The sequence below is a fragment of the Pedobacter sp. R-06 genome (assembly GCF_049913135.1).
Lineage (GTDB): Bacteria > Bacteroidota > Bacteroidia > Sphingobacteriales > Sphingobacteriaceae > Pedobacter.
In genome coordinates, this window is sequence record NZ_CP183977.1 from 4,713,730 (window position 1) to 4,737,858 (window position 24,129).

Below are 24,129 nucleotides of genomic sequence, written 5' to 3' on the forward strand. Positions count from 1 at the left end.
TAATCTTCTTTTATGCTGTTTTATATAAACAGCTTAAGAAGATCATGGAAAACACAAAAGATAACAACAAAAATCTAGGCAATAAAAATGCTGATAACGGCGCTGATAAAACCAATATGCCCGATCAGCAGGTACCACGCCACCGGAGCAACGATAACGAAAAGAAAAATAGTGTTGAAACTGAAGCGGGTAACCTGGGTAGAGATTTCGGAATGGGCGATTTTGGTTCTGAAGAAGCAAGAACAGATGCCGAAAAAGGTAATAAGGGAGAAGCAGGAAATATGCCCAATACCACAAAAAAATAAAAGCCCCCGATGTAAAATCGGGAGCTTTTCCTAACAACTAAAAAATAACACTTATTATAGTGCTTTTATCCTACTTTAAACGCAGGGGCAACATCATCAAGACAAGTACAGGTTACTTTCAGGTCTTTAATGATTCCTGTTTTTAAGCTGTAAACCCAGGCATGTACCGCTAACTCCTGGCCATTGGCCCAGGCGCTTTGTACAATTGATGTGTTGGTTACATTTGCAGCGCCTTCAATGGCATTTAATTCAACTAAGCGGTCAAAACGCTGATCAGGGTCTTTGATTGTAGCCATTTCACGTTCGTGCGTACGGTATACATCACGGATATTTCTCAACCAGTTATCAATAATTCCAACCTGTTTATTGCCTAATGCAGCTTTCACGCCACCGCAGCCATAATGGCCACAAACAATAACGTGTTTTACCTTTAATACATTAATAGAATAATCCAGCACTGAAAGTAAATTCATATCGGTATGCACTACCACATTGGCGATGTTTCTATGTACAAAAATATCGCCTGGTCTGGTGTTAGTGATCTGGTTTGCAGGCACACGGCTATCAGAACAACCAATCCACAACACCGGTGGACTCTGACCTTCAGACAGTTTATCAAAAAAGGCAGGATCGCTGTCGATTGTATCTTTAACCCAGTCCTTATTGCCTTGTAACAGGCTATCGTATGTTATATCTTTCGTATCTATTGTTTTTGCGCACATATTTATAACTTATTAATATCTTCTTCTACTTTAATATTTAATTTTGGTACTGTATAATGTTTTTGGATATTCTCCAATTTTACGATAATACCCTTTGTATAAGCATTATGTTTGTAATTATAAATCGTTTCCAATACATCAGGATCGATATACCTGGCATTCGAACCATCAATAATTACATCTGTTTCTTTTGGAATATTCGTTAAAACTACTTGTATTGCTGCTTTGTTCAGAAAGGAAACCTCTTCTGCCAGTTTAATCCTGATGTGCTTTTTGTCGCCTTCATTTGTAATCCTGTAAAAAAACGGGTTACGCATATTGGTCCGGAGTAAATAAAAAATAGAAACCAACATACCAACAGCCACACCTTTTAGCAGATCGGTAAATAAAACTGCAAGTACCGTAACTACAAATGGCACAAACTGGTCCCATCCTTTATAGTACATGTGTTTAAATAAACTAATACGGGTTAGTTTATATCCTGTTACCAGAAGGATTGCGGCTAAACATGACAACGGAATCATGTTAATTACCCCTGGAATAAACAAAAGTGAAAGTAATAACCAACAACCATGAAAAATAGCCGACATTTTGGTCCTGGCACCAGCATTAACATTTGCCGAACTACGAACAATTACCGATGTCATAGGTAAACCCCCAACCATACCACTGGTGATGTTGCCTAAACCTTGGGCGATTAATTCTCTATTGGTTGGCGTTACACGTTTAATTGGATCTATTTTATCAACAGCCTCTATGCTTAGTAACGTTTCTAAACTTGCAACAACAGCAATAGTTGCAGCTGTTATATAAACATTTTTATTAGCCAGCTGAGAGAAATCGGGCATGGTAAACAGGCCTAAAAATTCGCCAAAACCACTTACCACCGGAATTTTCACCATCTGATCGGCACGTAGTGGATGATCGGTACCGGCAAAAAGTATAGTTCCAATAACCCCTAGTGTTACCACCAATAATGGTGCAGGTACAACCGCTAATTTTGGAAATTTAGGCCAAACAATCAGAATAGCTATCGATAATAAACTGATAACCACTGCAGCCAAACTAAAATGGCTTACCGCTGCTGTAATCGCAGAAAAAGTATTTTCGTGATCTTGCTGAAAGAATCCTTCGTCGCCACTAAAATCGGTATCAACGCCCAATGCATGTGGCAACTGCTTTAAAATCAAAATCAGTCCGATTGCTGCAAGCATCCCCTCAATTACACTCGAAGGGAAGTAATTACCAATAGTTCCGGCTTTAACCAGGCCTAAAATCATTTGGAATACCCCTGCCAATACAACTGCAAGTAAAAAAGTTTGGTAACTCCCCAAAGATGTTATGGCACCCAAAACAATAACGGTTAAACCCGCTGCAGGGCCACTAACGCTCAATTGCGATCCACTGAAAGAGGCAACCACTACCCCTCCAATAATACCAGTGATTAAACCAGCAAATAACGGTGCACCTGAGGCTAGTGCAATACCTAAACATAATGGCAAAGCCACTAAAAACACTACAATACTTGCAGGTAAATCTTTCTTTAAATTCTTTTTAAGAATATATTTCTTCACGTCCGAACCTGAAAAGGCCGGGTTAAACTTTTGCATAACGATATAATTATCTAGTAAATTTTAACGAATAAATCGCGGGGGAATCTTAAAAGCGATCAAGGAACAGCATATCGTATAAATATTTAAACACGACATGCCCGCTCAAATTACTGATTACACATAGTAAGGTTACCCCAATAAAAAGACTAGATAAAGTTAGGCGGCGGCGTTGGCACCGTAGGATGATATGGATCTACATATCTTTTGAAATGTTCGATGAAACTGCTCTTCAGAAAGAAATGACTTGAAGAGAACTCGTAAGAAAAAATAGGATGATTAAGTTCAACAAGTTTGAAATCGGTAAATTTTGCAGTGTCTTTGGCGGTATCCTTCCCGCCTTCATGCTCTAACTCAATTTGCATGATTACAGCGTTCATGATTTCCTTGTCAATACTCGTACAAAACACCGGTGCACCAGATATACCCATCTTCGCCATGAAGATGAACATGAATGAGGCAACGATTAAATACTTGTATTTCCTTAAAAACATCTATTAATTCTAATCTTGTTTTAATACTAACGGTTACAAAAATAAACGGATTATTGGTTTTTCAATGCTTTAAGCTGTAAAAAAAATGTAATATAACAGATAGGCGATTGCATTCGACATAAAAAGCTTACCCTTCAAAGGTTTTGGAAACACTTGGTTCCTGCTATAAAGGTTTGGATTTTCTGCGCCGAACTCAGTTAAATAAACCTGATTGTCGGGAAGAGCTTCCGATCCTTCATCGGAACTCGCACCAAAAAGCGGGACCTAACCTGCCAAAAGCTCAGAACCGCTCATTTCCAATAATTATAAAATGTTTTTTCGTTTAGGAAATGAAAGGGCTTATTTCATAGGTGCTGTAGTCCCGCCATTCGCTTTACTTCGTTGCACTCCGTGTTTGCTACTGTCGGGTTTATTTAACGGCGGTTTGTTTTCAAAGCACCAGCCTAATTTAAATAAACCTGATTATCGGGAAGAGCTTCCGATCCTTCATCGGAACTCGCCCCAAAAAACAGGATCTAACCTGTATAATCTTTAGACATTTTTGCATTTTATCGTCACCCTGAATTTATTTCAGCATCTTTCTGCCCATTAGGCCCTGAAATAAATTCAGCATGATGATTGCGACTCTAGCCCGTCATCTGCTTTACTCAACATCGCGTGTTGGGCTGGGATAAAATAACACCTCGTTTACCTTGCATTACCGTTAGTAATTTTTAATTTTAAAATCTCATAGCATTGCAATGGACAAAAAAATAGCATTACTCAAAGATAAAATCAACCAGGCAAACCTTGGCGGTGGTCAGGCCCGAATTGATGGTCAGCATAAAAAAGGTAAACTTACAGCCCGAGAGCGCATTCATTTTTTAATGGATGAAGGGAGCTTCGAAGAAATTGGTATGATGGTTACCCACCGAAGCACCGACTTTGGCATGGAACGCGAAAAATATCTTGGCGATGGTGTGGTAACGGGTTATGGAACAATTAACGGCAGGCTAACTTATGTATTCTCTCAGGATTTCACCGTGTTTGGCGGTTCACTCTCCGAAACCCATGCAGAGAAAATTTGCAAGCTTATGGATATGGCCATGAAAAATGGTGCACCACTGATCGGTTTAAATGATAGTGGCGGTGCCCGCATTCAGGAAGGGGTTGTTTCTTTGGGCGGCTATGCCGACATCTTTTATAAAAACGTACAGGCTTCGGGCGTAATTCCGCAATTATCGGCCATTATGGGGCCATGTGCAGGTGGAGCTGTTTATTCGCCAGCCATTACCGATTTTATTTTAATGGTAGAAAATACTTCTTATATGTTTGTTACGGGCCCAAATGTGGTTAAAACGGTCACACACGAAGAAGTAACTTCAGAAGAATTAGGAGGCGCCAGCACGCATGCTACAAAATCGGGCGTTACCCATTTTGCCTGTGCCAATGAAATTGAGGCGATTAACCATGTAAAGAAACTACTGAGCTATATGCCGCAAAATTGTGAGGAAATAGCCGATCATTTACCTTACGAAACAGCTGATGAAAGCCGACCAGAATTAAACACATTTATGCCAGAAAATGCTTCACAGCCATATGATATACGTGAAGTGATTTCTGCCGTGGCCGATACTGACAGCTTTTTAGAGGTGCATGCAGCTTATGCTGAAAATATTGTGGTAGGCTTTGCCCGTCTTGCGGGAAGAAGTATTGGTATTGTAGCCAATCAGCCCGCTTATTTAGCTGGTGTTTTAGATAGTAATTCTTCTACCAAAGCAGCACGTTTTGTCCGCTTTTGCGATTGCTTTAACATTCCATTATTGGTATTTGAAGACGTTCCCGGATTTTTACCGGGTACAGATCAAGAGTGGAATGGCATTATCACCAATGGAGCAAAATTATTGTACGCTTTTAGCGAGGCTACTGTACCGCGCATTACTGTAATTACCAGAAAAGCTTATGGTGGCGCTTATGATGTGATGAACAGCAAACATATTGGTGCAGATATGAACTATGCCTGGCCTAGTGCAGAAATTGCTGTAATGGGAGCTAAAGGAGCCGCAGAAATTATTTTTAAAAAAGAAATTACTTCAGCAGAAAACCCTGAAGAAAAGTGGCTGGAGAAAGAAAAATTATATTCAGATATCTTTGCCAACCCGTATCGCGCGGCCGAACGCGGCTTTGTTGATGAAGTGATTGAACCAGCCCAAACCCGTACAAAGTTGATAAAAGCCTTTAAGATGTTGGAAAATAAGGTGGTGAATAATCCAAGAAAGAAACATGGAAATATACCTTTGTAAAAAATAATCCCTAGTCATTCGTCCATAGTTAGGTTGTATCAATCCATACCATTAAGACACATGACTGAAAGTTTTCGACTTAAGACTAAATGCAGATTACTCAGAAATTATCACGCGCCGATATTCTCCTCATGGCTTTTTGCACAGGCCTGATTGTTGCAAATATTTACTACTGCCAACCTTTGGTTATTTTAATTGCAAAAGATTTTAATCTTACCGAACCTGATGCGGGAAAAATCACCTACCTCACGCAGATTGGCTATGCCCTGGGTCTTTTTCTTTTAGTACCGCTGGGCGATATGTTTGAGCGTAAAAAACAGATTCTTGTGATTACCAGCCTGGCCATTCTGGCGCTGTTGATCGCTGCTGTTTCGCATACCTTCTTTGTATTAGAAGTTGCTTCTGTCTTGATCGGAGGCTGTTCTGTTGTACCCCAACTGATTTTACCCTTAGCAGCTAATTTAAGTACCGATGAAAACCGGGGAGCCAATATCGGTATGATTATGAGCGGTTTACTGGTTGGTATTTTGGCCTCGAGGGCCGTAAGTGGAAGCATTGGCTTTTGGTTAGGCTGGAGAGCCGTTTATTATATCGCTGCCGGAATTTGTGGACTGCTTATTCTCTTAATGGCCAAACGTTTTCCACAAAGTTATCCTGCTTTTAAAGGCTCCTACAAAGAACTCATGCGTTCGATGTTCAGTTATATTAAAACCCAACCTGCATTAAGGGAGACTTCGATTATTAACTTCCTGGCTTTCGCCATTATTAGCGCATTTTGGACGACAATGGTATTGTTTCTGGCTAACCCACCCTTTAATTTCCAAACACTACAGATTGGGTTATTTGGAATTGCCGGAGCAGCGGGCGCATTGGCGGCACCATTAGTTGGAAAGTTAAGCGATGGCAACAATCCACGCAAAAACTTAATGATTGGTTTTATATTACAAATCGTTAGTATCGCCTTGTTTTATTTTACTGGCAGCCATTTATACCTGTTTGTAATCGGCATTGTGCTTATAGATATCGGTCAGCAAGCCATACATGTAACCAACCAGACCCGGATTTATACTTTAATACCAGAGGCACGAAACAGATTGAACACCATTTTTATGTCGGTTAGTTTTATCGGTGCCAGCTGTGGTTCAGCCTTGGGTTTGTGGCTGTGGGACCAAGGCGGATGGGCATTATTCTGTTATGGAATGACGGGTATAATTATCCTTAATATTTTAATTTATCAGTTCTACGGAAGAAAAAAACAAATAACTAATCAATAAAAATTTCATGAAATCTAAAAACGCAATCAAAACATTTTCAGCCTTACTTATTTGCCTGTCCATTTTTGGCAAAGCAAAAGCTCAAGACAGTACAAAAGTAGAACAGCCAACCGAAGTAAAATCATTAAATAAGATCAGGTTGACCTTATTGGGACTTGGTTACGAAAGAGAGCAAAAAGTGGGTAAAACAACTTCAGTTTATTTTGGTGCAGGGGCCCAAGGCGTTTTTATTTATCAAACCGAGATTACAATTGATGACAATTATAATTTTAGCTTTAATACAGAAACAGATTTTAAAGTTTATCCTGCCCTCAACGCCGGATTTAGGCATTATTACAATTTTAACAGAAGGATTAAAAAAGGTAAAAGAACCTTAAATAACAGTGCTGGTTATGTAGGCCTTGATGTATTAGCCATTATCCCCACACAAAGCGATACCGTATATGGTTACCAGATCAATATTATGCCGCAATGGGGATTTCAAACCACTCTTGGCAGAAAAGTTAACTTCGAATTGGCTTTAGGTCCTCTTGCTGCAATTAACAAAACCGATACCTATTACGGAATTGGTGGAAAAATCGGATTTAGCTTTTTATTATAACTATGGTTCAAATTGAGCAAATATTCCCTTCTCTAACCTGGCGGATCAGGCATGAGGCCATGTATCCAGAATTACCTTTTGATAGTGTAAAACTTCCCGATGATTTTGATGGCATCCATTTTGGATTATACCTCGATCATAAATTAACAGGAGTAGTTTCTCTATTTCATGATGGGGATATTTATCAGTTCCGTAAACTTGCCATTCTGCCAGATACTCAAAAAGCAGGTTATGGCTCACAACTAATGACCTATATCCTTGATTTTTGTAAAATTCAAAAAGCGACAAAACTATGGTGCAACGCACGTGTAAATGCTAAGGAATTTTATTTTAAATTTGGCTTCCACGAAACAGATAAAACCTTTTTTAAAGATGGTTACGATTTCGTGGTAATGGAAAAAGAATTATCAAGTTAAGTTAAAAATGAGTATGATGTCTCAAATCTAATTACTCAAATCTCATATCTATTAAAATGGCTAAGAAAAAAGACGACGAAAAGAAAAAACATGTTGCTGTGGTAACTAAAAAATCGCTACAGTTTCTTGAAGAATACATCAATAATCCTGCGCCTACCGGCTACGAATGGGAAGGGCAAAAACTTTGGTTAAATTATTTAAAACCATATATCGACGAACATTTTATCGATAACTATGGTACCGCTGTAGGTGTTATTAACCCTAAAGCTGCTTTTAAAGTAGTTATAGAAGCACATGCAGATGAAATTTCCTGGTATGTAAATTACATCACCGCAGATGGTTTAATATATGTAATCCGCAATGGTGGTTCAGATCATCAGATTGCGCCATCAAAACGTGTAAATATTCATACTGAAAAGGGATTGGTTAAAGCGGTATTCGGTTGGCCGGCAATCCATACCCGACATGGCGAAAAGGAACAGGCACCGGAATTAAAAAATATCTTTTTAGACTGTGGTTGTACTACAAAAGAAGAAGTAGAAAAATTAGGCATCCACGTAGGCTGTGTAATTACCTACGAAGATGAATTTATGGTTTTGAACGACCGCTATTATGTTGGCCGTGCTTTAGATAACCGTGTGGGCGGCTTTATGATTGCCGAAGTAGCACGTTTATTAAAAGAGAACAAGAAGAAACTTCCTTTCGGCTTATATATTGTAAACTCTGTACAGGAAGAAATCGGTTTACGCGGTGCCGAGATGATTGCCCAGCGCATTAAACCAAATGTGGCGATTATTACCGATGTAACACACGATACCACTACGCCAATGATTAACAAAAATATTCAAGGCGATTTATCAGCCGGTAAAGGCCCGGTGGTTTCGTATGCGCCAGCTGTTCAAACCAATTTAAATAAATTATTAATTAAAACCGCTGAGAAAAACCATATTCCTTTCCAGCGTCAGGCATCTTCGCGTTCTACCGGAACCGATACCGATGCTTTTGCCTATTCGAATGGCGGCGTACCATCAGCATTAATTTCGCTGCCGTTACGCTATATGCATACTACCGTAGAAATGGTACACAAAGAGGATGTTGATAATGTAATCAGCTTGATTTATGAAAGCTTGTTGAACATTACCGACGGTCAGGATTTCAGAGAGTTTAAATAATGGAAAAAGTAAATCACCAAAAAATCATCATCAGCACCTTGCTAAAGGTTTTGCTAATGATTGTTATTATTTTCATTCTTAACTCCTGGCCAAACATTAAACAAAGCTTTAGCGGTAATGTGCCAGCATTTAGTTACTGGCTTGATCATAGTTTCAAAATAAGTAATATCATCCTTATCTTAGGATTTGGTGGTTATTTCTACTACAAAGATTTGAGCGATCAAAAAGAACTGATAGAAAAATCAAAAAACACCAATCAGCATTAATTAATTCCCAAATAAGTCAAGTTTTAAAGCTTGACTTATTTTTTGCCTGCTCGGGCAACTATGCTAAACCATCCTACCTTTTTTTGCTCTCCATTTTATTTAAACTGCTGAGCACTACGTTTATTTTTATTAATACTCAAAATATTTTTACATTGTTTATGTAATTTCCTCAAATAGTTTATCCTTTATTTATGAGTACAAATAAGAAAAATATTGATCTATCCATTATTTGTGATGATCATTGGGATGTGGTGTTCGACCACTTAGGTCTTGGTTTTTGGGAATTAAGTATAACAACGGGTATACTCCGTTCAACCCGGTCATTTAAGAAAAACCTGGGTTGCCCACCAGATAAGGTTTTAAGTTATGAAAAAGTTTTAGGCTTAATCCTCCCGGAAGACCTTGACCACGTTCAGGATGAAATTGAACTCACGGTTTCGAGAGAAAAAAACAGTTATCACTCGATACATAGAATTTGCCGGCCTGACGGAGAAATTAGATGGATTAAAGCCGATGGAATACTATCGCAGCAGGACGGTGAAAGCTTAAAATTAATAGGAACAATTTTAGATGTAACCGATTTAAAAAATAAGCCGTAATCATATTAAGCCTCGTTTAGTTCAATCCATACCGGACCATGATCGCTTGTTTTTTCCCAGCCCCTCACTTGTTTATCTACTCCTGCAGATTTTAAGCGATCACTAACTTGAGGACTTAGTAAAAAATGATCAATTCTTAATCCCGCATCTCTACCATATGCATTCCTGAAATAATCCCAAAAGGTATATATCGTTTCGGTAGGGTATAATTTTCTGATCGCATCTGTCCAGCCTTGCGCCATTAAATTTTGAAATGCCAACCGGGTTTCAGGGCGGAATAAAGCATCTTCAACCCAACGTTCTGGCTTATAAGCATCCAGTTCCGTAGGTATTACGTTATAATCGCCACATAAAACTACTGGTAAATTATATTCTAACAGTTTTGCCGCATGTGCTGTAAAACGTTCAAACCATCGCAACTTATATTCGAATTTTGGTCCTGGCGCTGGATTTCCGTTCGGAAGGTAAAGACAACCAATTATAACATTATTCACCATCGCTTCGATGTATCGGCTGTGCAAATCTTCAGGATCGCCATCCAAATTTCGTTTTAGCTCTTTTATTTCCAGATTTCGAGCCAGTATAGCAACGCCATTCCAGCTTTTTTGACCATGCCAAATGGCATTATAACCAGCATCTTTAATAGCCTGTTCCGGAAATTTTTCCTGTGGTGCTTTTAATTCCTGTAAACAAACTACATCAGGTTGGGTTTCTTCTAACCACCTTAACAGAACAGGTAAGCGCCCATTTATTCCGTTTACATTATAAGTTGCTATTTTCATCAGTATCAATATGTTTTAATGGTAATGAATCAATCATGATTGATCTGGAGTATGGTTTTTGAAATCATGATAATTTCATTTTATAAATCTCAGCAATAAAACTCAAAAATGAAACTAAGTATTCCACATCGTAACTAAAAATAGTAAAACATATTTATAACATGTAATCTTTAACTATTTACACTGCTTTTTAAAACTAATAATAAACTAAAATGTTTAATTTTGGAGATTCATTCATGTTTGAGCGCATGTTTGAGTTTAGATATAGGGGTAGGCTGTTAGTCTATCCCTTTTTTATGCTCAAATAATTTTTAGTTTTTATCCAACAATGTTTTCACTTTATGTTGAAGATCCATAATATCAAAAGGTTTTTCAATGATGGCAGTTGGTGAGCAGCCTAAATTATCGATGTTCGCAGCCGAAAGCAATACAATGGGCAAATGTGCAGTTTTATCATTTTTTTTTAATTTATTGCAAATATCCCGACCATCATGTTTACCAATACGGATATCCAATAAAATAATATCTGGAAGAAAATCAGCGATTGCTTCGTCCAAATTATCCGCACTTAAAACGCTTTTAATAAGGTAATGATCTTCCTCAAAAATTAAATTTACAATGTCATGGATGTTTTCATCATCATCAACTATGAAGATCTTCTTAACTAACAGGTTGCTCATATGCAACAAATCTAGTTTAAGTTAATTAGCTCACATGACGTATTTATACCTGAATTTACCGAATAAATGATTAGAACACTAGGCAGCCAAACCAGATTTATAATTTTTAAGCATCTTTTTAAGAAGCCCTCTTGCTACATGTATTTTTGTTTTTACAGTGCCTAACGGGATATCGAGCTCAGCAGCAATTTCATGATATTTATAACCTTCAAAATAACGGCAAAAACAAAAACGGCAATCTTCTGGCAAGGCATTTAATGATTTTTGAATGTCCTCCATCATAAACTTGGCTGCACCACCATTAAATGATGCACTTGGAACCAATTGGATGGAAGTTAAATCCTCTTCCTGCTGGATCATTTCATTTTTCCGTTTTACCTTATAGTAATGATTAAGAAAGGTATTTTTTAGAATTGTAAAAAGCCATGCGCGCACGTTACTTCCCATTTCAAACTTAGCCGAAAACCTAAACGCCTTCATAAAGGTGTCTTGAACTAAATCAGCTGCATCGTCTTCATCACGCGTATACGCTAATGCGCGATCAAAAAGTGGTTGTCTGTATTGGTATATGTCACAATTGAAATTTAATGTTTCCATGATTCGTTTTAGGGCTGATTGTAGATATTCAACAAATAGCATCATGCAATGTTATTTGTAGAAATACCCGATTTTTTACGGTTTATTTAAAACACTAAAAAATTGCCCTAAAACGATCAAAAAAGACTAGGCTACATAACCATTTCGCATAGCAAAACGAACCAGAGAAGCAGAGTTTTTTGTGCCGGTTTTACTTATTAAAGCTTCTCTCTGACTCTCAACTGTCCGCCTGCTTAAGTACAATTTGTCTGCTATTTCCTGATTGGTTAACCCATCTGCAATGAGTTTTAATACATTAATTTCGCGTTCAGAAAAGTTGATTTCAGTATTCGTTTTTTGCGAAAGCATATTTAACTGGGTATTAAAACGCTCTAAAATGGAGATGCATAAATTAGAGGAAAGGTACCGTTTTCCCTTCATTACATGCTTTAGGCAAAACAGTAATTCATCTTCTTCGATATCTTTCGACAGGTAAGCAAAAGCGCCTGATGTAAAGGCATTTGACGCGTACTTTTCATCATCTAAAATAGACAAAACAACAACTTTTATGTCGTATCCACGCTCCTTAATGGTGCTGGCTAAAGCTATTCCATCGAGTCCAGGCATTACAATATCTGATAAAATGATATCAGCTTTTATTCCCTTTTCCAAAAGTTCCAAAACCGCTAAACCTTCTGATACTTCTGCAACAACCTTGATGCCTTCGTGTTTTTCTATAAGTGCTTTAAGTGAGGTTCGGATAATATGGTGATCATCCGCAAGAATAATGTTAATCATAACTCAAATATAACTTACACTGTTTTAAAATTAAAAAAGGCTACTTAGGCAGCTCAATATAGAAGGTAGTTCCGATACCAATTTTGCTTTTAAACCAGATTTTTCCCTGGTGCAACTCAACAATTGCTTTGATTATGCCCATACCAAATCCTCCGGATTCCTCGCCTTTCAAACCTGGTCTTAAGGTTTCGGGCAAATGATCAAAAAGCCCTGCCTGCAACTCATCTGGAATTCCAACCCCATTATCGGCTACAGTAATTAAAACAGTATTTTCATATTCCTCAGCATGTAAAGTAATATTGCCGTGATCGGCAGTAAATTTTATTGAATTTGAAATTAGATTATTGATTACCTGCATAAATTTCATACTATCCAGGTGCAGATAAATCTGTTCGGCAGAACTTGTGAATTTAATATTCTTCATTTTGCCTAGCTTCGATCGTTTGTAAAAACGAACCACATCTCTAAGTTCCCAAACCAAATCGGCACGCTCCTTGCCAATTTCTATTATCGATGATTTTAAAAACTCCCGGTTAATCATACTCCGTACCAAAAGCAGGTTACGCTCACACATATCCAGAATAAAAGCTAATGAGTTTATCATCTGCTCATCGCCTGTTTGGGCAACACCTTTTTTCATAGATGAGGCAGTTAATTTCATCATGGCAAGCGGTTCTTTTAAATCGTGTGCCAATACTTCCAAGGTGATATTTTTTCGGGCGTTTATTTGTTCAATATGGATTTTATTATGGCGCATTATTGTGGTATCTTCTACTGTACCTACTAAACGCTTTACTTCCCCATCGGTAACAGCAAACACAGTTACCCGAACATACTTTTCTCTATCGACAAATAGTAAACGGAATTCATATTTTTTCTCCGTACCATCTTCAAGGCATTCTTTGTAACAAGCCATTACATGCTCCAAATCTTCAGCATGTACCCGTTCAAAAAGTAACTGTGACTTAGCCATAATTTCATCAATGCCCAGTTCCCAAATTTTACTTATCGATTTATTGAGGTATGAAAAATTTTGCGCCGTGTAATCGAAAATAAAATACCCATCAGCAGAGCGATCGCCCAGGTTACAAAAAAGCTCTTTATTTAATTCGACCATGATTTAATGTTTGATAATTTGCCAGTAAATGATGTAATTAGATCATCGGCAGCAACCACATCACAAACATCACACAGGCTAAAAAGTTTTACTTCAAAAATGCGTATATCTACTTCATATGGGCACATGTAGATTATCATTGATCCATTTTTAGAGATATTAACATTTTCCACACGATGTGCAAAATTATTTTGCGGATCAAAACCAACTATTGCCTAAATTGTTAAGCATAAAAGAAAGATAAAAAAGTCCTGTGAGCGGGAGATCCGCGGAGGGCAGGCACACCATAGAGAAGATACCCTTCTTCTTATCAATAGCCATCACACAGGTGGCTATTTTTATTATGTAGTGGTTATTTAAATTGCCTTTTTGCCCGTTTGAGCTGACTTTTTCGCCGCCGTTAAAATTTTATAATCATTACTGCCAGCATTTTAACATTATTTTTATCATTAATAGCCTGCATGTATCCATTTGCACCAAACACTTTCATATCTTTTATGCTAAAAGGCCAGCTTTACGATGCTTCTATAATTCCTGTTATCCAAATAGAAATTTAAAAAGCTCTTGATGCCGATACGTAAAAATATTACAATGGTGAAAACAGGAAAATGAAGCGACCAGAGTTAAGGTGTAAATAAAAAGAAAAATTAACGGGATGACTTAGCTTATTCCATTAGTTAAAAACCTTAGTTTTATTGATATAAAAATGTATCAGGTCTTTTATTTCTAAGTGGGAATTCCTTATTAATTGGCTCTGACTCTTGCTGCTCTTCTGTAATTAACAGGTCGTTGTATTTTTCCAAGAGATGAATATATTTATTCATCCAGAAATACACAGAATTATTATCCGAACCGATTTGTTTACCAGGATCTGCCGTTTGATTGATGGATTCGGGGTTGTACTTGGGAAAAGCTTCTGGGAATGCCGAAGAAAGATCCTGACCTAATAATCTGCCTACCTGCCAAATTACTTCATGCCCAATTCTGTCTTGACCAAACCAGTTGTAGATTGTTCTGCGGCTTACATTAAGTTTCCTTGAAAGCTCACTGATGCCCATGCGATCTCTGCGCACCAAGCGTTCAAGAATTTCTCCTTGTTTTAGTTCTTTTGTTGTCATTGAGATAATTAATTTTTAAAAAATGAAAAAAATAATTAAATCAGCTATCGGGGACGATTGACAATTCAAATGTAAGAATAAGTGTAAAAGGTTGTACAAAAGGTGTTGATTTTTTGACATATGTCAAACTGCATTAGCGAATTACTGTGAAATACGCCCAAAATGAGTAGTTTTCAACCTACATTTTTTCAAAAAATAATGTATTACTTTAAATACAATCACAACAGAAATTGAAATTATTTGACCAAACCCTTATATTCATCATAAAAAAGATATGGCACAGAATAAAACTACAGAAAACGATTTAAGCGTTCCAGACTTTTTAAATACCATTCCCGACGAAAATAAAAGAGCTGATTGTTTTAACCTGTCGGATATTCTAAGTTTAACTACAGGTTTTAAAGCTAAAATGTGGGGGAATGCCATTGTTGGTTTTGGAAGTTACCATTACAAATATGAAAGCGGCCGGGAAGGCGATGCACCATTAGCTGGTTTTTCACCAAGAAAAGATGCCATAGTCTTATATCTATCTTCACAATTTAAAGATCGGGAAGAATTGCTTTCCAAACTCGGTAAACATAAAACATCAAAAGCCTGCATCTACGTAAAAAAAATGAGCGATATCCATATCGAAGTTTTAAAAGAAATGATTATCAACGCTGTAGCACACATAAGTAACTTATATCCTTAGAAATGGAAAATGTATGATGGAGCGGAGGCTATCATTTAATACAAGCATCTTTCATTTGCCACAACTGCACAGATTAACATGAGATATAAACTCAATGATTACATTTATTAAAAGATTCTTCATTGTATCCGATAGCTATTGGATCAGAATGACAGAAGAAAATACCCATTCCATGATGTAAATAAGAAGTTACGCGATAATAAGTTAAATTTTACAATATTTGATTATTCCTTATTTCGAACAAACTAACTGGAAATGATTAAAAAACTACACCTCTATTTATTGATAGCGGGCACTTGTGTTTCGCTTAATTCGGCTGCACAAGACGCAGTAAGCTACCAAACACCCCCTAAAGAAATTGCCGATTTATTACTTGCCAAACCAACACCTGGCGTAAGTATTGATGGTAAAGCAGAATGGATCTTGTTTAGCGAGCGTAACTCCTACCCTTCGGTCGAAGAGCTGGCCTTGCCCGAATACAGAATTGCAGGCTTAAGGTTAAACCCAAATAATTATTCACCCAGCAGACAAACCTACATCAACAACTTTAGCTTAAAAAACATCAAATCCAACCAAACGTTTCAGGTTTCAGGATTGCCAACTCCATTATACGCCAGCAACATTAGCTGGAACCCATCAGAAAATAAAATTGCCTTTACCCACACCACTCAAAAGGGAGTAGATCTTTATATTATTGATCTGGCTACAAAAAAAGCAGTCAAAACCAACAAGGCTTTTTTAAATGTGGTTTTAGGTAGTGGCCTTACCTGGTTAAATGATAATACCATTATTTACCGTACTGTAACTAAACCTGCAAGTGCTGCACCCAAAAAGCCATTGATGCCAAAAGGGCCAACTATTCAGCAAAACTTAGGTAAAGCTGCACCAAGCGCCACTTATCAGGATTTAATTAAATCACCTTTTGACGAACAATTGTTCGAGTTTTTCGCAACCTCGCAATTGGTAAAAAATACAGCAGGTATAGAAACAGCCATTGGTAAACCAGCTATTTATGGTTCAACGAGTTTATCACCCGATAAAAATTACATGATGATCGAAACCATACGCAAACCTTTTTCTTACCTGGTTACGGCATACGGTTTTCCATCAACAATAACCATTACTGATTTAACCGGTAAAGCCATTAAAGTTATTGCTGAACTACCTTCATCAGAGGGTACACCTTCTGGTTATGATAATACGCAAAATGTACCGCGTGGTTTCGACTGGAGGGATGATGAACCTGCTACACTGGTTTGGAGCAAGCCATTGGATAGTGGTTTAATTAAAAAAGATGTTCCCTTTCATGATGCAGTTTATGCGCTAAGCGCACCTTTTACCGGCACAGAAAAAGAATTATTTAAAACACAGACCCGTTACCGTGGCGTACAATGGGGCGATGCCAGCCTTGCTTTAATTATGGAAGGATTACGTAGCAAACAAACCAATAAAGTGAGCCGTTATAACCCTACAACAGGCGAAGTAGAAGAATTGTACAGCCGTAACCAAACAGATGCTTATGGCAACCCAGGTTCGCCAGTTACTACCAAAAACAAATATGGCCGACAGGTAATTAAAACGGTTGACAATGGCACTAAACTGTTAATGAACAATATAGTAGGTTCATCTGAAAAGGGAGATTTGCCTTTCTTAGCCAAATTCGACTTAACCACTAAAAAGAATGAGATTATCTGGCGCAGTGCCGAAGGAACCTTCGAGTATGTAAGCGATGTAATTAATCCTGATAAACTGGTTTTGCTTACCCGTAAAGAGAGTCAGAAATTAGTACCCAATTATTTTATTAAAAACCTGATGCTTCGCATCGCCGATCAACCAATTACTAATTTTACTAATCCGTACGCGTCTTTAGAAGGGATTAGCAAACAGAAAATTTCTTACAAACGTGCAGATGGTGTAGATTTAACAGGCGACCTATATTTACCTAAAGGTTACAATAAGGATAAAGATGGGCCATTACCCTCATTAATTTGGGCTTACCCTCGCGAGTTTAACTCTGCAGCAGATGCCGCACAGATCCGTGGATCGAAAGATAAATTTACTACAATTAGCTGGGGCTCTCCTATTTTCTGGGTAACCCGAGGTTATGCAGTGTTAGATAATGCAGAAATGCCAATTGTTGCCAAAGATGGTAAAAAACCTAACGATACCTTTGTAGATCAATTACAACTTAATGCCGAAGCTGCCATTAATAAACTTGCCGATTTAGGCGTTGGCGATAAAAAACGTATGGCTGTTGGAGGACATAGTTATGGTGCATTTATGACAGCAAACTTATTGGCTCATACTAATCTTTTTGCAGCAGGCATTGCCCGTAGCGGAGCCTATAACCGTACACTTACACCCTTTGGTTTTCAAAACGAAGAGCGTACCTATTGGCAGGCACCTCAGTTGTATTACGAAATGAGCCCATTCAGTTATGCAGATAAAATTAAAACGCCTATATTGTTAATCCACGGTGACTCTGACGATAACCCGGGCACATTCCCGATTAATAGCGAACGTTTGTTCAATGCGATTAAAGGTGCTGGCGGTACTACCCGTTTTGTGTTTTTACCTTATGAAGCGCACGGCTACCGCGGCAAAGAAAACTTGCTTCACATGCTTTGGGAGCAAGACCAATGGTTAGAAAAATACGTAAAAAATAAAAAATAATCTCTCTCTACCTTTATCGATTAAAGTGCCTCTATATGAGGCACTTTTTTGTTTAACGAGGTTTCTTTCTCGTGGTGCCAGATATTTCTATCTGGCAATCAACCAATTGCACTTTAAAGTCAGCTGGCAACAGCTGACTGCACTTCCAAAAACCTTAATGTTCTTAATTCCTTAATGGCGAAGTACCTCAAACTATAAACAAACTATCCAACTAAGTGGTTAAGACAATTCCATTGAAATACACCATTATAAAACCTACATTTATATAATAAAATTGAACATTACTTTTACTTATTTGTTAAAGCCATTATGGACTACATAGACTATTATAAAATTCTCGATTTAAAGAAAGATGCAACAACTGAGGATATTAAAAAAGCTTATAGAAAATTAGCCAGAAAACACCACCCCGACCTTAATCCCAACAATGAGGAAGCCAATAAAAAATTTCAACAAATAAATGAGGCAAACGAGGTTTTAAGTGATCCGGAAAAGCGGAAGAAATATGACAAGTATGGTAAAGATTGGCAACATGCCGATCAGTTAGATGCCCAGGAACAGCAGCAAAGGCAATACCAATCGCAAGGTGGAGGATATGGCGGCAATAGCTATTCTGGAGGTTTTGGAGGCGAAGATTTTTCTGATTTCTTTTCGTCGATGTTTGGCGGCGGCGGAGGCAGAAGCAGTAGAAATTCCCCTTTTAAAGGCCAGGATTACAATGCCGATTTACAACTTAATCTACTCGATGCTTATACAACGCACAAGCAAACCTTAACCGTAAACGGCAAACAAGTACGCATTACCATTCCGGCGGGTGTAGAAAATGGGCAAAAAATTAAACTACCAGGTTACGGTGCAGCAGGTGTTAACAATGGTCCCCCGGGAGACCTATACATCAAATTTAACATTACAGATCATCCTAAATTTAAACGAAAAGGAAATGACATCTACTTCCAGGAAGAAATTGACCTGTATACCGCCATTTTAGGGGGTGAAAAAATTGTAGAAACCTTAAACGGCAAGGTCAAGCTTAAAGTGCCAGAGGGAACACAGCCCGACGCTACTTTACGTTTAAAAGGAAAAGGATTTCCACTTTATAAAAAAGAAAATCAGTTTGGTGATTTATATATCAAATGGCAGGTAAAGTTACCTACCAATCTAAATGCCGAACAAAAAGAACTATTCGAAAAACTTTCCAAATTCTAACCATTATGGGAACCAATCTAATACCTGTAGAAGATATCTGTGCTTACCACCACGTAGAAATAAACTTTATCCAATCGCTTGAAGATTTTGGTCTGATCCACACCACGGTTAAAAAGCAATCGCTCTTTTTGCCAGTTGATGAATTGACCAAATTGGAACAGTATCTTCGTTTAGCAAACGATCTGGAGATCAACTTAGAAGGCATTCATGCTGTTTCGCATCTGCTTAATCAATTGCAAAATATGCAGGAAGAAATAACCGCACTTCAAAACGAACTAAATTATTATAAGCAACTTAACCAACACCATTAAACAACCGTTTGTGCAGTGTTTTGCATTAAAAGTGGGAACAAAAACATAATCTTTTTAAGATATCTTTCTTAAATTGGCAATCTAATTAAAAAAAATGAGCGATCTTTCTTCAAAATTCATTGAAAAAATAAAATCATCCTATGCCCCTACGGGGTCGTACATTTATTTAGGCGCCGGAATTTTAGACGGTCAGGTTTACAGCGAGGCTGAGGTTAATCTGTCGTTAAAAATGATGAATAGACATGGTTTAATTGCTGGAGCAACCGGAACTGGTAAAACGCGCACCCTGCAATTATTGGCAGAACAACTGTCAGATGCCAGTGTTCCTGTTTTTATGTTAGATGTTAAAGGCGATTTATCAGGCTTAAACCAGCCCGGTTCCGTCAATCCAAAAATAGAGGAAAGAGCACAACAGCTCAACAAACCTTTCTCTCCATCTGGCTTTCCCATCGAAATTTACTCCCTTTCGGGTAAAATGGGTGCTCAGATGCGGGCAACGGTATTAGAGTTCGGGCCAACGCTTTTATCGAAAGTATTGGATTTAAATGATACTCAGGCAGGTGTTATGGCGGTAATATTCAAATATGCCGATGATAACAAAATGCCGATTATCGACTTAAATGATTTAAAGAAACTGGTTTCTTATCTATCAGAAGGTGCCGGAGCCGCCGAAATAAAAAGCAGTTATGGCACCATTTCTACTGCTACTTCTGGTACTATATTAAGAAAGATTGTCGCTATAGAGCAGCAAGGATTAGCGGGTATGTTTGGCGAAAAATCTTTTGACATTGAAGATCTTTTCGAGCGTGTTGATGGCAAAGGAACCATAAGTTTGTTAAATATTGCAGATGTTCAAAATCAACCAGTACTGTATTCTACCTTTTTGTTAAGCTTACTGGCGGAGTTATTTAATACCATGCCCGAAGTTGGCGATTTAGACAAACCAAAACTGATTTTCTTTTTTGATGAAGCACATTTATTGTTCAAAAATTCTTCGAAAGCATTTTTAGAGCAGATTGAAACCATTATCAGGTTAATCCGTTCAAAAGGAATTGGTGTTTTCTTCTGTACCCAGGCACCTACTGATGTACCTGAAAGTGTTTTAGGGCAATTGGGTAACCGCGTACAACATGCATTAAGGGCATTTACACCTAATGATGTAGATGCTTTGAAAAAAACAGTTAATACGTATCCAAAATCAGATTTCTACGAAATCGATAAAATATTAACCTCGCTGGGAACAGGTCAGGCTTTGGTTACGGTATTAAATGAAAAAGGCATACCTACAGAGGTATCTGCTACCATGCTTACCCCGCCCAGAGCTATAATGGGCCCACTTACCGCTGCTGATTTCGATCAGCTTGTTCATGCCAGCTCGAAGTATACTAAATATAAAGATCCTATCGATCCTGAAAGCGCTTATGATATTTTAACCAAACGCATTAATGAGCAAACTGCAGCAGCAGAACAAGAAAAACAGGAAGCTGAAGCTCAAAAACAGGCCGAACAAGAAAGCAAGCCTAAACCGGGCGAAAAGAGCCTCGTTGAACAGGTCATGGGCGCAACAATAACACGCCAAATTGGTAAAGAAATTGTTCGCGGTATTTTTGGCATGCTTACAGGAAAGAAAACACGCTCAAAAACCGGTGGTGGTTTATTTGGGTTTTAAATTATAAGACGATGAAATATCTAATTATTGTACTCTCACTTTGTTCCATTATAGTCCATGCTCAATATGCTATTCAGCCTTACGGAGACGTGCAAGGTACTCTATTAAAAGAAATCAAATATGAGAATGTTATTGGCACTCCATACTTTCTAGATTTTTGGTCGAAAGGAAAAGTAACAACAAAATCTGGCAAAAATTATGTCGATATGCCATTAAAGTATGATATAATGAATGATAAGCTCATATTTCAGGGAGAGGGCGGAAATATGATGTATTTTGCTGAGCCAGTTTCAACATTCGAGATCACCGACTCTGGCTTATCTAACAGTTATAAATTTATCAATGGGCTTCCAGTAATCGACGGACTGAATCAATCCTCATTTTTTCAGATAATTGCCTCTGGAAAAATATCTCTCTTCAAAAGGGTTTATAAAAAGATTACAGAAAGTACAGGATATGGATCTGCTACAGTAACCAAATCTTTTAAGAACTATAGCACTTATTATGTTTTACAGAATGGGAATTTATCTAAAATAAACATAAATAAAAAATCGTTGATTGAACTACTTCCGAATAAAGAAAAAGAACTAACAGATTACCTTAAAAAAGAAAAGATTGATTTCAAACAAGACAGTGATTTAAAAAGGTTATTTGAATACCTAACTAAAACATAAAAATAAAACACCTGGTTATTTATAATTAAAATTTAAATAGCATTACTATTTTCGCATTATGAATACAGTATGATTAAACTAATTTATTTTAATCATATAAAATTCTCAAAATAAAATAACAATAGATGAAACCTACCCTATTAATATTGGCTGCAGGTATGGCAAGCCGTTATGGAAGTATGAAACAAATCGATGGTTTTGGCCCCAATGGCGAAACCATTATCGATTATTCAATATATGATGCAATTAACGCTGGCTTTGGCAAAGTTGTATTTATTATCAAAGAAGAGTTTGTAAATGAATTCAAAGCCATTTTCGAACCTAAACTTGCTGGCAGAATTGAAACAGAATATGTTTTCCAAAACTTCGATTTAAAACAATTTGGCATAGAAGAAGAAATATACAGGGAGAAACCCTGGGGTACCGCACATGCAATCCTTTCAGGCAGAAACGTAATTAAAGAACCATTCTGCGTAATTAATGCTGATGATTACTATGGTTACGATGCCTTTAAAAAAATGGTCGATTTCTTAACCACCGAAGTAACAGATAGCAATTATTCTATTATTGGCTACGAAATTGGTAAAACGTTGTCGGAGTTTGGAGCCGTTTCCCGTGGCGTTTGCCAGGTAGATGAATCTGGTAACTTAAAAGAAATTGTAGAACGTACAAAGGTTTATCCTAAAGATGGCAATATTTTTTACGAAGAAAATGGCGAGGAATTTCCTTTAGCGTATGAAACGCCTGTTTCAATGAATTTCTGGGGATTTACACCAGCAGTTTTCAAAATTACTGAAGAATTGTTCAAAGAATTTGCTGAAGCGAACAAAGATAAGCCTAAAGCAGAATTTTTTATTCCATTAATTGGTGAGAACTTAGTAAAAAGTAATATTGCAACCTTCAAAGTAGTACCTACATCAAACAAATGGTTTGGCGTAACGTATAAAGAAGATAAACCGTATGTTCAGGATAGTATTGACCAATTGGTTAAAAACGGAACATATCCAGAAAAACTATGGAACTAAATTTAGATTCCGAAGTTTTAAAAGCCTACGGATACGCTAAAGAAAATACAATAATTACACAAATAGGTACGGGTTTGATTAACCGTACTTATTTGCTTTCGCCCCTATCCGAAAAGAAGAAATACATTCTTCAAAATATAAATACTTCGGTTTTTAAATCGCCCCAGGCCATTGCCAACAACCTGCGGTCCATTGCCGATTACCTTACCTTCACTTACCCTGAATATCTTTTTATTAAGCCCGTTTCTACTACAAATAGTGAAGAAATGGCACACATTCACCATGAATATTGGCGGATGCTTCCCTTCGTGCCTAATACCATCTCGCTAGATGTATTAGCCGACCCTAAGCAAGCATATCAGGCTGCTAAACAATTTGGCAAACTAAGCAGGTTATTAGATGATTTTGATGCAAAAACACTTCAGCCCACTATCCCAGGTTTCCACAATTTAGGTTTAAGGTACGAACAGTTTACTTTGGGATTAAGCCAGGCAGAAGAAACGCTAAAAAATGAGGCAAAAGCACAAATTGAAGATGCTTTAGCATATAAATATATTTTAGATTATTATACCTCATACTCGCACAGAACCGATTTCCCTGATCGTGTAATGCACCACGATACCAAAATAAGCAATGTTTTATTGGATAATGAAACTTATGAAGGTATCTGCGTAATCGATTTAGATACCATTATGCCTGGTAAATTCATTTCCGACTTGGGCGATATGATGCGCACTTACCTTTGTGCCTTCTCTGAAAATGAAACCGATTTAGATAAGATTAAGATACGCTTACCTTACTTTGAGGCCACGATAAAAGGTTATTTATCCGAAATGAAGAGTATTCTGACAGAAACAGAAAAAGAGCTCATCTTATTCTCAGGCAAATACATCATTTATATGCAGGCCCTTCGCTTCTTAACTGATTTTTTAAGCGGTAATAAGTACTATCCTATCAGTTACCCCACACAAAATTTAGACCGGACCAAGAATCAGTTTAAATTATTACATGAACTTGCTGCAAACGAAAAAGAGTTACAGGATATTATTGAACAGAATTTAATTTAGA

Annotated in this window: 25 protein-coding genes; 16 read left to right on the forward strand and 9 right to left on the reverse strand. The window is 37.5% G+C overall.

What is annotated here, in order from left to right:
- Window positions 1–44: 44 nt before the first annotated feature.
- Window positions 45–305: a hypothetical protein gene (locus ACN9MR_RS18835; protein WP_426326016.1), complete on the forward strand. Its 261-nt coding sequence runs from the start codon at window positions 45–47 to the stop codon at window positions 303–305.
- A gap of 65 nt (window positions 306–370) precedes the next feature.
- On the opposite strand, the gene can is transcribed toward ACN9MR_RS18835, so the two are convergent.
- From can to ACN9MR_RS18850, 3 genes are all read right to left on the reverse strand, one after another.
- A complete protein-coding gene (gene can / locus ACN9MR_RS18840) occupies window positions 371–1,027 on the reverse strand; it encodes a carbonate dehydratase (protein WP_426326018.1) in 657 nt (218 codons plus the stop codon).
- Window positions 1,028–1,029: 2 nt separating this feature from the next.
- Window positions 1,030–2,637, reverse strand: a complete 1,608-nt coding sequence (locus ACN9MR_RS18845; protein ID WP_426326020.1) for a SulP family inorganic anion transporter — start codon at window positions 2,635–2,637, stop codon at window positions 1,030–1,032.
- A gap of 149 nt (window positions 2,638–2,786) precedes the next feature.
- Entirely contained in the window at window positions 2,787–3,131 is a 345-nt protein-coding gene (locus ACN9MR_RS18850; RefSeq protein ID WP_167296971.1) for a hypothetical protein, read from the reverse strand.
- A 740-nt stretch (window positions 3,132–3,871) separates the two neighbouring features.
- Here ACN9MR_RS18850 and ACN9MR_RS18855 point away from each other — a divergent pair.
- From ACN9MR_RS18855 to ACN9MR_RS18885, 7 genes are all read left to right on the forward strand, one after another.
- Window positions 3,872–5,413, forward strand: coding sequence for an acyl-CoA carboxylase subunit beta (locus tag ACN9MR_RS18855; RefSeq protein WP_426326023.1), 1,542 nt, complete (start codon window positions 3,872–3,874; stop codon window positions 5,411–5,413).
- Window positions 5,414–5,502: 89 nt separating this feature from the next.
- Complete coding sequence (locus tag ACN9MR_RS18860) at window positions 5,503–6,687, forward strand: MFS transporter (RefSeq protein ID WP_426326025.1); 1,185 nt, start codon at window positions 5,503–5,505, stop codon at window positions 6,685–6,687.
- A 7-nt stretch (window positions 6,688–6,694) separates the two neighbouring features.
- Window positions 6,695–7,288 carry a hypothetical protein gene (locus ACN9MR_RS18865; protein WP_426326027.1) on the forward strand — a complete coding sequence of 198 codons (594 nt, stop codon included), beginning with the start codon at window positions 6,695–6,697 and terminating at the stop codon, window positions 7,286–7,288.
- Window positions 7,289–7,290: 2 nt separating this feature from the next.
- Window positions 7,291–7,704 (forward strand): GNAT family N-acetyltransferase, encoded by a 414-nt coding sequence (locus tag ACN9MR_RS18870; protein ID WP_426326029.1) that lies wholly within the window; start codon window positions 7,291–7,293, stop codon window positions 7,702–7,704.
- Window positions 7,705–7,760: 56 nt separating this feature from the next.
- Entirely contained in the window at window positions 7,761–8,876 is a 1,116-nt protein-coding gene (locus tag ACN9MR_RS18875; protein WP_057932128.1) for a M42 family metallopeptidase, read from the forward strand.
- On the forward strand, window positions 8,876–9,142 hold the full coding sequence (locus ACN9MR_RS18880; protein ID WP_029275483.1) for a hypothetical protein: 267 nt from the start codon (window positions 8,876–8,878) through the stop codon (window positions 9,140–9,142). The genes ACN9MR_RS18875 and ACN9MR_RS18880 overlap by 1 nt, the downstream gene beginning before the upstream one ends.
- Window positions 9,143–9,333: 191 nt before the next feature.
- Window positions 9,334–9,741 (forward strand): PAS domain-containing protein, encoded by a 408-nt coding sequence (locus tag ACN9MR_RS18885; RefSeq protein ID WP_426326031.1) that lies wholly within the window; start codon window positions 9,334–9,336, stop codon window positions 9,739–9,741.
- Window positions 9,742–9,746: 5 nt separating this feature from the next.
- Here the strand turns inward: ACN9MR_RS18885 and xth are convergent, their stop codons facing one another.
- The 6 genes from xth to ACN9MR_RS18915 all read right to left on the reverse strand — a co-directional run bounded on the left by xth (window position 9,747) and on the right by ACN9MR_RS18915 (window position 14,812).
- Window positions 9,747–10,523: an exodeoxyribonuclease III gene (xth, locus tag ACN9MR_RS18890; protein WP_426326033.1), complete on the reverse strand. Its 777-nt coding sequence runs from the start codon at window positions 10,521–10,523 to the stop codon at window positions 9,747–9,749.
- Between the two features lie 311 nt (window positions 10,524–10,834).
- Window positions 10,835–11,203: a response regulator gene (locus tag ACN9MR_RS18895; protein ID WP_426326035.1), complete on the reverse strand. Its 369-nt coding sequence runs from the start codon at window positions 11,201–11,203 to the stop codon at window positions 10,835–10,837.
- 78 nt (window positions 11,204–11,281) lie between these two features.
- Complete coding sequence (locus tag ACN9MR_RS18900; RefSeq protein ID WP_057932132.1) at window positions 11,282–11,800, reverse strand: RNA polymerase sigma factor; 519 nt, start codon at window positions 11,798–11,800, stop codon at window positions 11,282–11,284.
- A gap of 126 nt (window positions 11,801–11,926) precedes the next feature.
- Complete coding sequence (locus tag ACN9MR_RS18905; protein WP_426326038.1) at window positions 11,927–12,577, reverse strand: response regulator; 651 nt, start codon at window positions 12,575–12,577, stop codon at window positions 11,927–11,929.
- Between the two features lie 40 nt (window positions 12,578–12,617).
- Window positions 12,618–13,694 (reverse strand): PAS domain-containing sensor histidine kinase, encoded by a 1,077-nt coding sequence (locus ACN9MR_RS18910; protein ID WP_426326040.1) that lies wholly within the window; start codon window positions 13,692–13,694, stop codon window positions 12,618–12,620.
- 692 nt (window positions 13,695–14,386) lie between these two features.
- Window positions 14,387–14,812, reverse strand: coding sequence for a helix-turn-helix domain-containing protein (locus tag ACN9MR_RS18915; protein WP_426326042.1), 426 nt, complete (start codon window positions 14,810–14,812; stop codon window positions 14,387–14,389).
- A gap of 274 nt (window positions 14,813–15,086) precedes the next feature.
- Between ACN9MR_RS18915 and ACN9MR_RS18920 the strand changes: the two genes are divergently transcribed.
- The 8 genes from ACN9MR_RS18920 to ACN9MR_RS18955 all read left to right on the forward strand — a co-directional run bounded on the left by ACN9MR_RS18920 (window position 15,087) and on the right by ACN9MR_RS18955 (window position 24,128).
- Complete coding sequence (locus tag ACN9MR_RS18920) at window positions 15,087–15,503, forward strand: DUF1801 domain-containing protein (protein ID WP_426326044.1); 417 nt, start codon at window positions 15,087–15,089, stop codon at window positions 15,501–15,503.
- 255 nt (window positions 15,504–15,758) lie between these two features.
- Window positions 15,759–18,176 (forward strand): alpha/beta hydrolase family protein, encoded by a 2,418-nt coding sequence (locus ACN9MR_RS18925; RefSeq protein ID WP_426326046.1) that lies wholly within the window; start codon window positions 15,759–15,761, stop codon window positions 18,174–18,176.
- A 309-nt stretch (window positions 18,177–18,485) separates the two neighbouring features.
- Window positions 18,486–19,382 (forward strand): DnaJ C-terminal domain-containing protein, encoded by an 897-nt coding sequence (locus ACN9MR_RS18930; RefSeq protein WP_426326048.1) that lies wholly within the window; start codon window positions 18,486–18,488, stop codon window positions 19,380–19,382.
- A 5-nt stretch (window positions 19,383–19,387) separates the two neighbouring features.
- On the forward strand, window positions 19,388–19,693 hold the full coding sequence (locus ACN9MR_RS18935) for a chaperone modulator CbpM (RefSeq protein ID WP_426326050.1): 306 nt from the start codon (window positions 19,388–19,390) through the stop codon (window positions 19,691–19,693).
- A gap of 94 nt (window positions 19,694–19,787) precedes the next feature.
- Window positions 19,788–21,362, forward strand: a complete 1,575-nt coding sequence (locus tag ACN9MR_RS18940; RefSeq protein WP_426326052.1) for a helicase HerA-like domain-containing protein — start codon at window positions 19,788–19,790, stop codon at window positions 21,360–21,362.
- A gap of 11 nt (window positions 21,363–21,373) precedes the next feature.
- Window positions 21,374–22,036 (forward strand): hypothetical protein, encoded by a 663-nt coding sequence (locus ACN9MR_RS18945; RefSeq protein WP_426326054.1) that lies wholly within the window; start codon window positions 21,374–21,376, stop codon window positions 22,034–22,036.
- A gap of 125 nt (window positions 22,037–22,161) precedes the next feature.
- Window positions 22,162–23,061: a nucleotidyltransferase family protein gene (locus ACN9MR_RS18950; RefSeq protein WP_426326056.1), complete on the forward strand. Its 900-nt coding sequence runs from the start codon at window positions 22,162–22,164 to the stop codon at window positions 23,059–23,061.
- On the forward strand, window positions 23,052–24,128 hold the full coding sequence (locus tag ACN9MR_RS18955) for a phosphotransferase enzyme family protein (RefSeq protein ID WP_426326058.1): 1,077 nt from the start codon (window positions 23,052–23,054) through the stop codon (window positions 24,126–24,128). The genes ACN9MR_RS18950 and ACN9MR_RS18955 overlap by 10 nt, the downstream gene beginning before the upstream one ends.
- The last annotated feature ends 1 nt before the right edge of the window (window position 24,129 follow it).

Bases quoted from the DNA above. Each gene is read 5' to 3' on its own strand.
- ACN9MR_RS18935 (WP_426326050.1), top strand. From the start codon at position 19,388: ATGGGAACCAATCTAATACCTGTAGAAGATATCTGTGCTTACCACCAC.
- ACN9MR_RS18875 (WP_057932128.1), top strand. From the start codon at position 7,761: ATGGCTAAGAAAAAAGACGACGAAAAGAAAAAACATGTTGCTGTGGTA.
- ACN9MR_RS18895 (WP_426326035.1), bottom strand. From the start codon at position 11,203: ATGAGCAACCTGTTAGTTAAGAAGATCTTCATAGTTGATGATGATGAA.
- ACN9MR_RS18845 (WP_426326020.1), bottom strand. From the start codon at position 2,637: ATGCAAAAGTTTAACCCGGCCTTTTCAGGTTCGGACGTGAAGAAATAT.
- ACN9MR_RS18900 (WP_057932132.1), bottom strand. From the start codon at position 11,800: ATGGAAACATTAAATTTCAATTGTGACATATACCAATACAGACAACCA.
- ACN9MR_RS18945 (WP_426326054.1), top strand. From the start codon at position 21,374: ATGAAATATCTAATTATTGTACTCTCACTTTGTTCCATTATAGTCCAT.
- ACN9MR_RS18955 (WP_426326058.1), top strand. From the start codon at position 23,052: ATGGAACTAAATTTAGATTCCGAAGTTTTAAAAGCCTACGGATACGCT.
- ACN9MR_RS18855 (WP_426326023.1), top strand. From the start codon at position 3,872: ATGGACAAAAAAATAGCATTACTCAAAGATAAAATCAACCAGGCAAAC.
- ACN9MR_RS18910 (WP_426326040.1), bottom strand. From the start codon at position 13,694: ATGGTCGAATTAAATAAAGAGCTTTTTTGTAACCTGGGCGATCGCTCT.
- ACN9MR_RS18925 (WP_426326046.1), top strand. From the start codon at position 15,759: ATGATTAAAAAACTACACCTCTATTTATTGATAGCGGGCACTTGTGTT.
- ACN9MR_RS18920 (WP_426326044.1), top strand. From the start codon at position 15,087: ATGGCACAGAATAAAACTACAGAAAACGATTTAAGCGTTCCAGACTTT.
- ACN9MR_RS18905 (WP_426326038.1), bottom strand. From the start codon at position 12,577: ATGATTAACATTATTCTTGCGGATGATCACCATATTATCCGAACCTCA.
- ACN9MR_RS18885 (WP_426326031.1), top strand. From the start codon at position 9,334: ATGAGTACAAATAAGAAAAATATTGATCTATCCATTATTTGTGATGAT.
- ACN9MR_RS18865 (WP_426326027.1), top strand. From the start codon at position 6,695: ATGAAATCTAAAAACGCAATCAAAACATTTTCAGCCTTACTTATTTGC.
- ACN9MR_RS18850 (WP_167296971.1), bottom strand. From the start codon at position 3,131: ATGTTTTTAAGGAAATACAAGTATTTAATCGTTGCCTCATTCATGTTC.
- ACN9MR_RS18860 (WP_426326025.1), top strand. From the start codon at position 5,503: ATGCAGATTACTCAGAAATTATCACGCGCCGATATTCTCCTCATGGCT.
- xth (WP_426326033.1), bottom strand. From the start codon at position 10,523: ATGAAAATAGCAACTTATAATGTAAACGGAATAAATGGGCGCTTACCT.
- ACN9MR_RS18930 (WP_426326048.1), top strand. From the start codon at position 18,486: ATGGACTACATAGACTATTATAAAATTCTCGATTTAAAGAAAGATGCA.
- ACN9MR_RS18870 (WP_426326029.1), top strand. From the start codon at position 7,291: ATGGTTCAAATTGAGCAAATATTCCCTTCTCTAACCTGGCGGATCAGG.
- ACN9MR_RS18950 (WP_426326056.1), top strand. From the start codon at position 22,162: ATGAAACCTACCCTATTAATATTGGCTGCAGGTATGGCAAGCCGTTAT.
- ACN9MR_RS18835 (WP_426326016.1), top strand. From the start codon at position 45: ATGGAAAACACAAAAGATAACAACAAAAATCTAGGCAATAAAAATGCT.
- can (WP_426326018.1), bottom strand. From the start codon at position 1,027: ATGTGCGCAAAAACAATAGATACGAAAGATATAACATACGATAGCCTG.
- ACN9MR_RS18880 (WP_029275483.1), top strand. From the start codon at position 8,876: ATGGAAAAAGTAAATCACCAAAAAATCATCATCAGCACCTTGCTAAAG.
- ACN9MR_RS18940 (WP_426326052.1), top strand. From the start codon at position 19,788: ATGAGCGATCTTTCTTCAAAATTCATTGAAAAAATAAAATCATCCTAT.
- ACN9MR_RS18915 (WP_426326042.1), bottom strand. From the start codon at position 14,812: ATGACAACAAAAGAACTAAAACAAGGAGAAATTCTTGAACGCTTGGTG.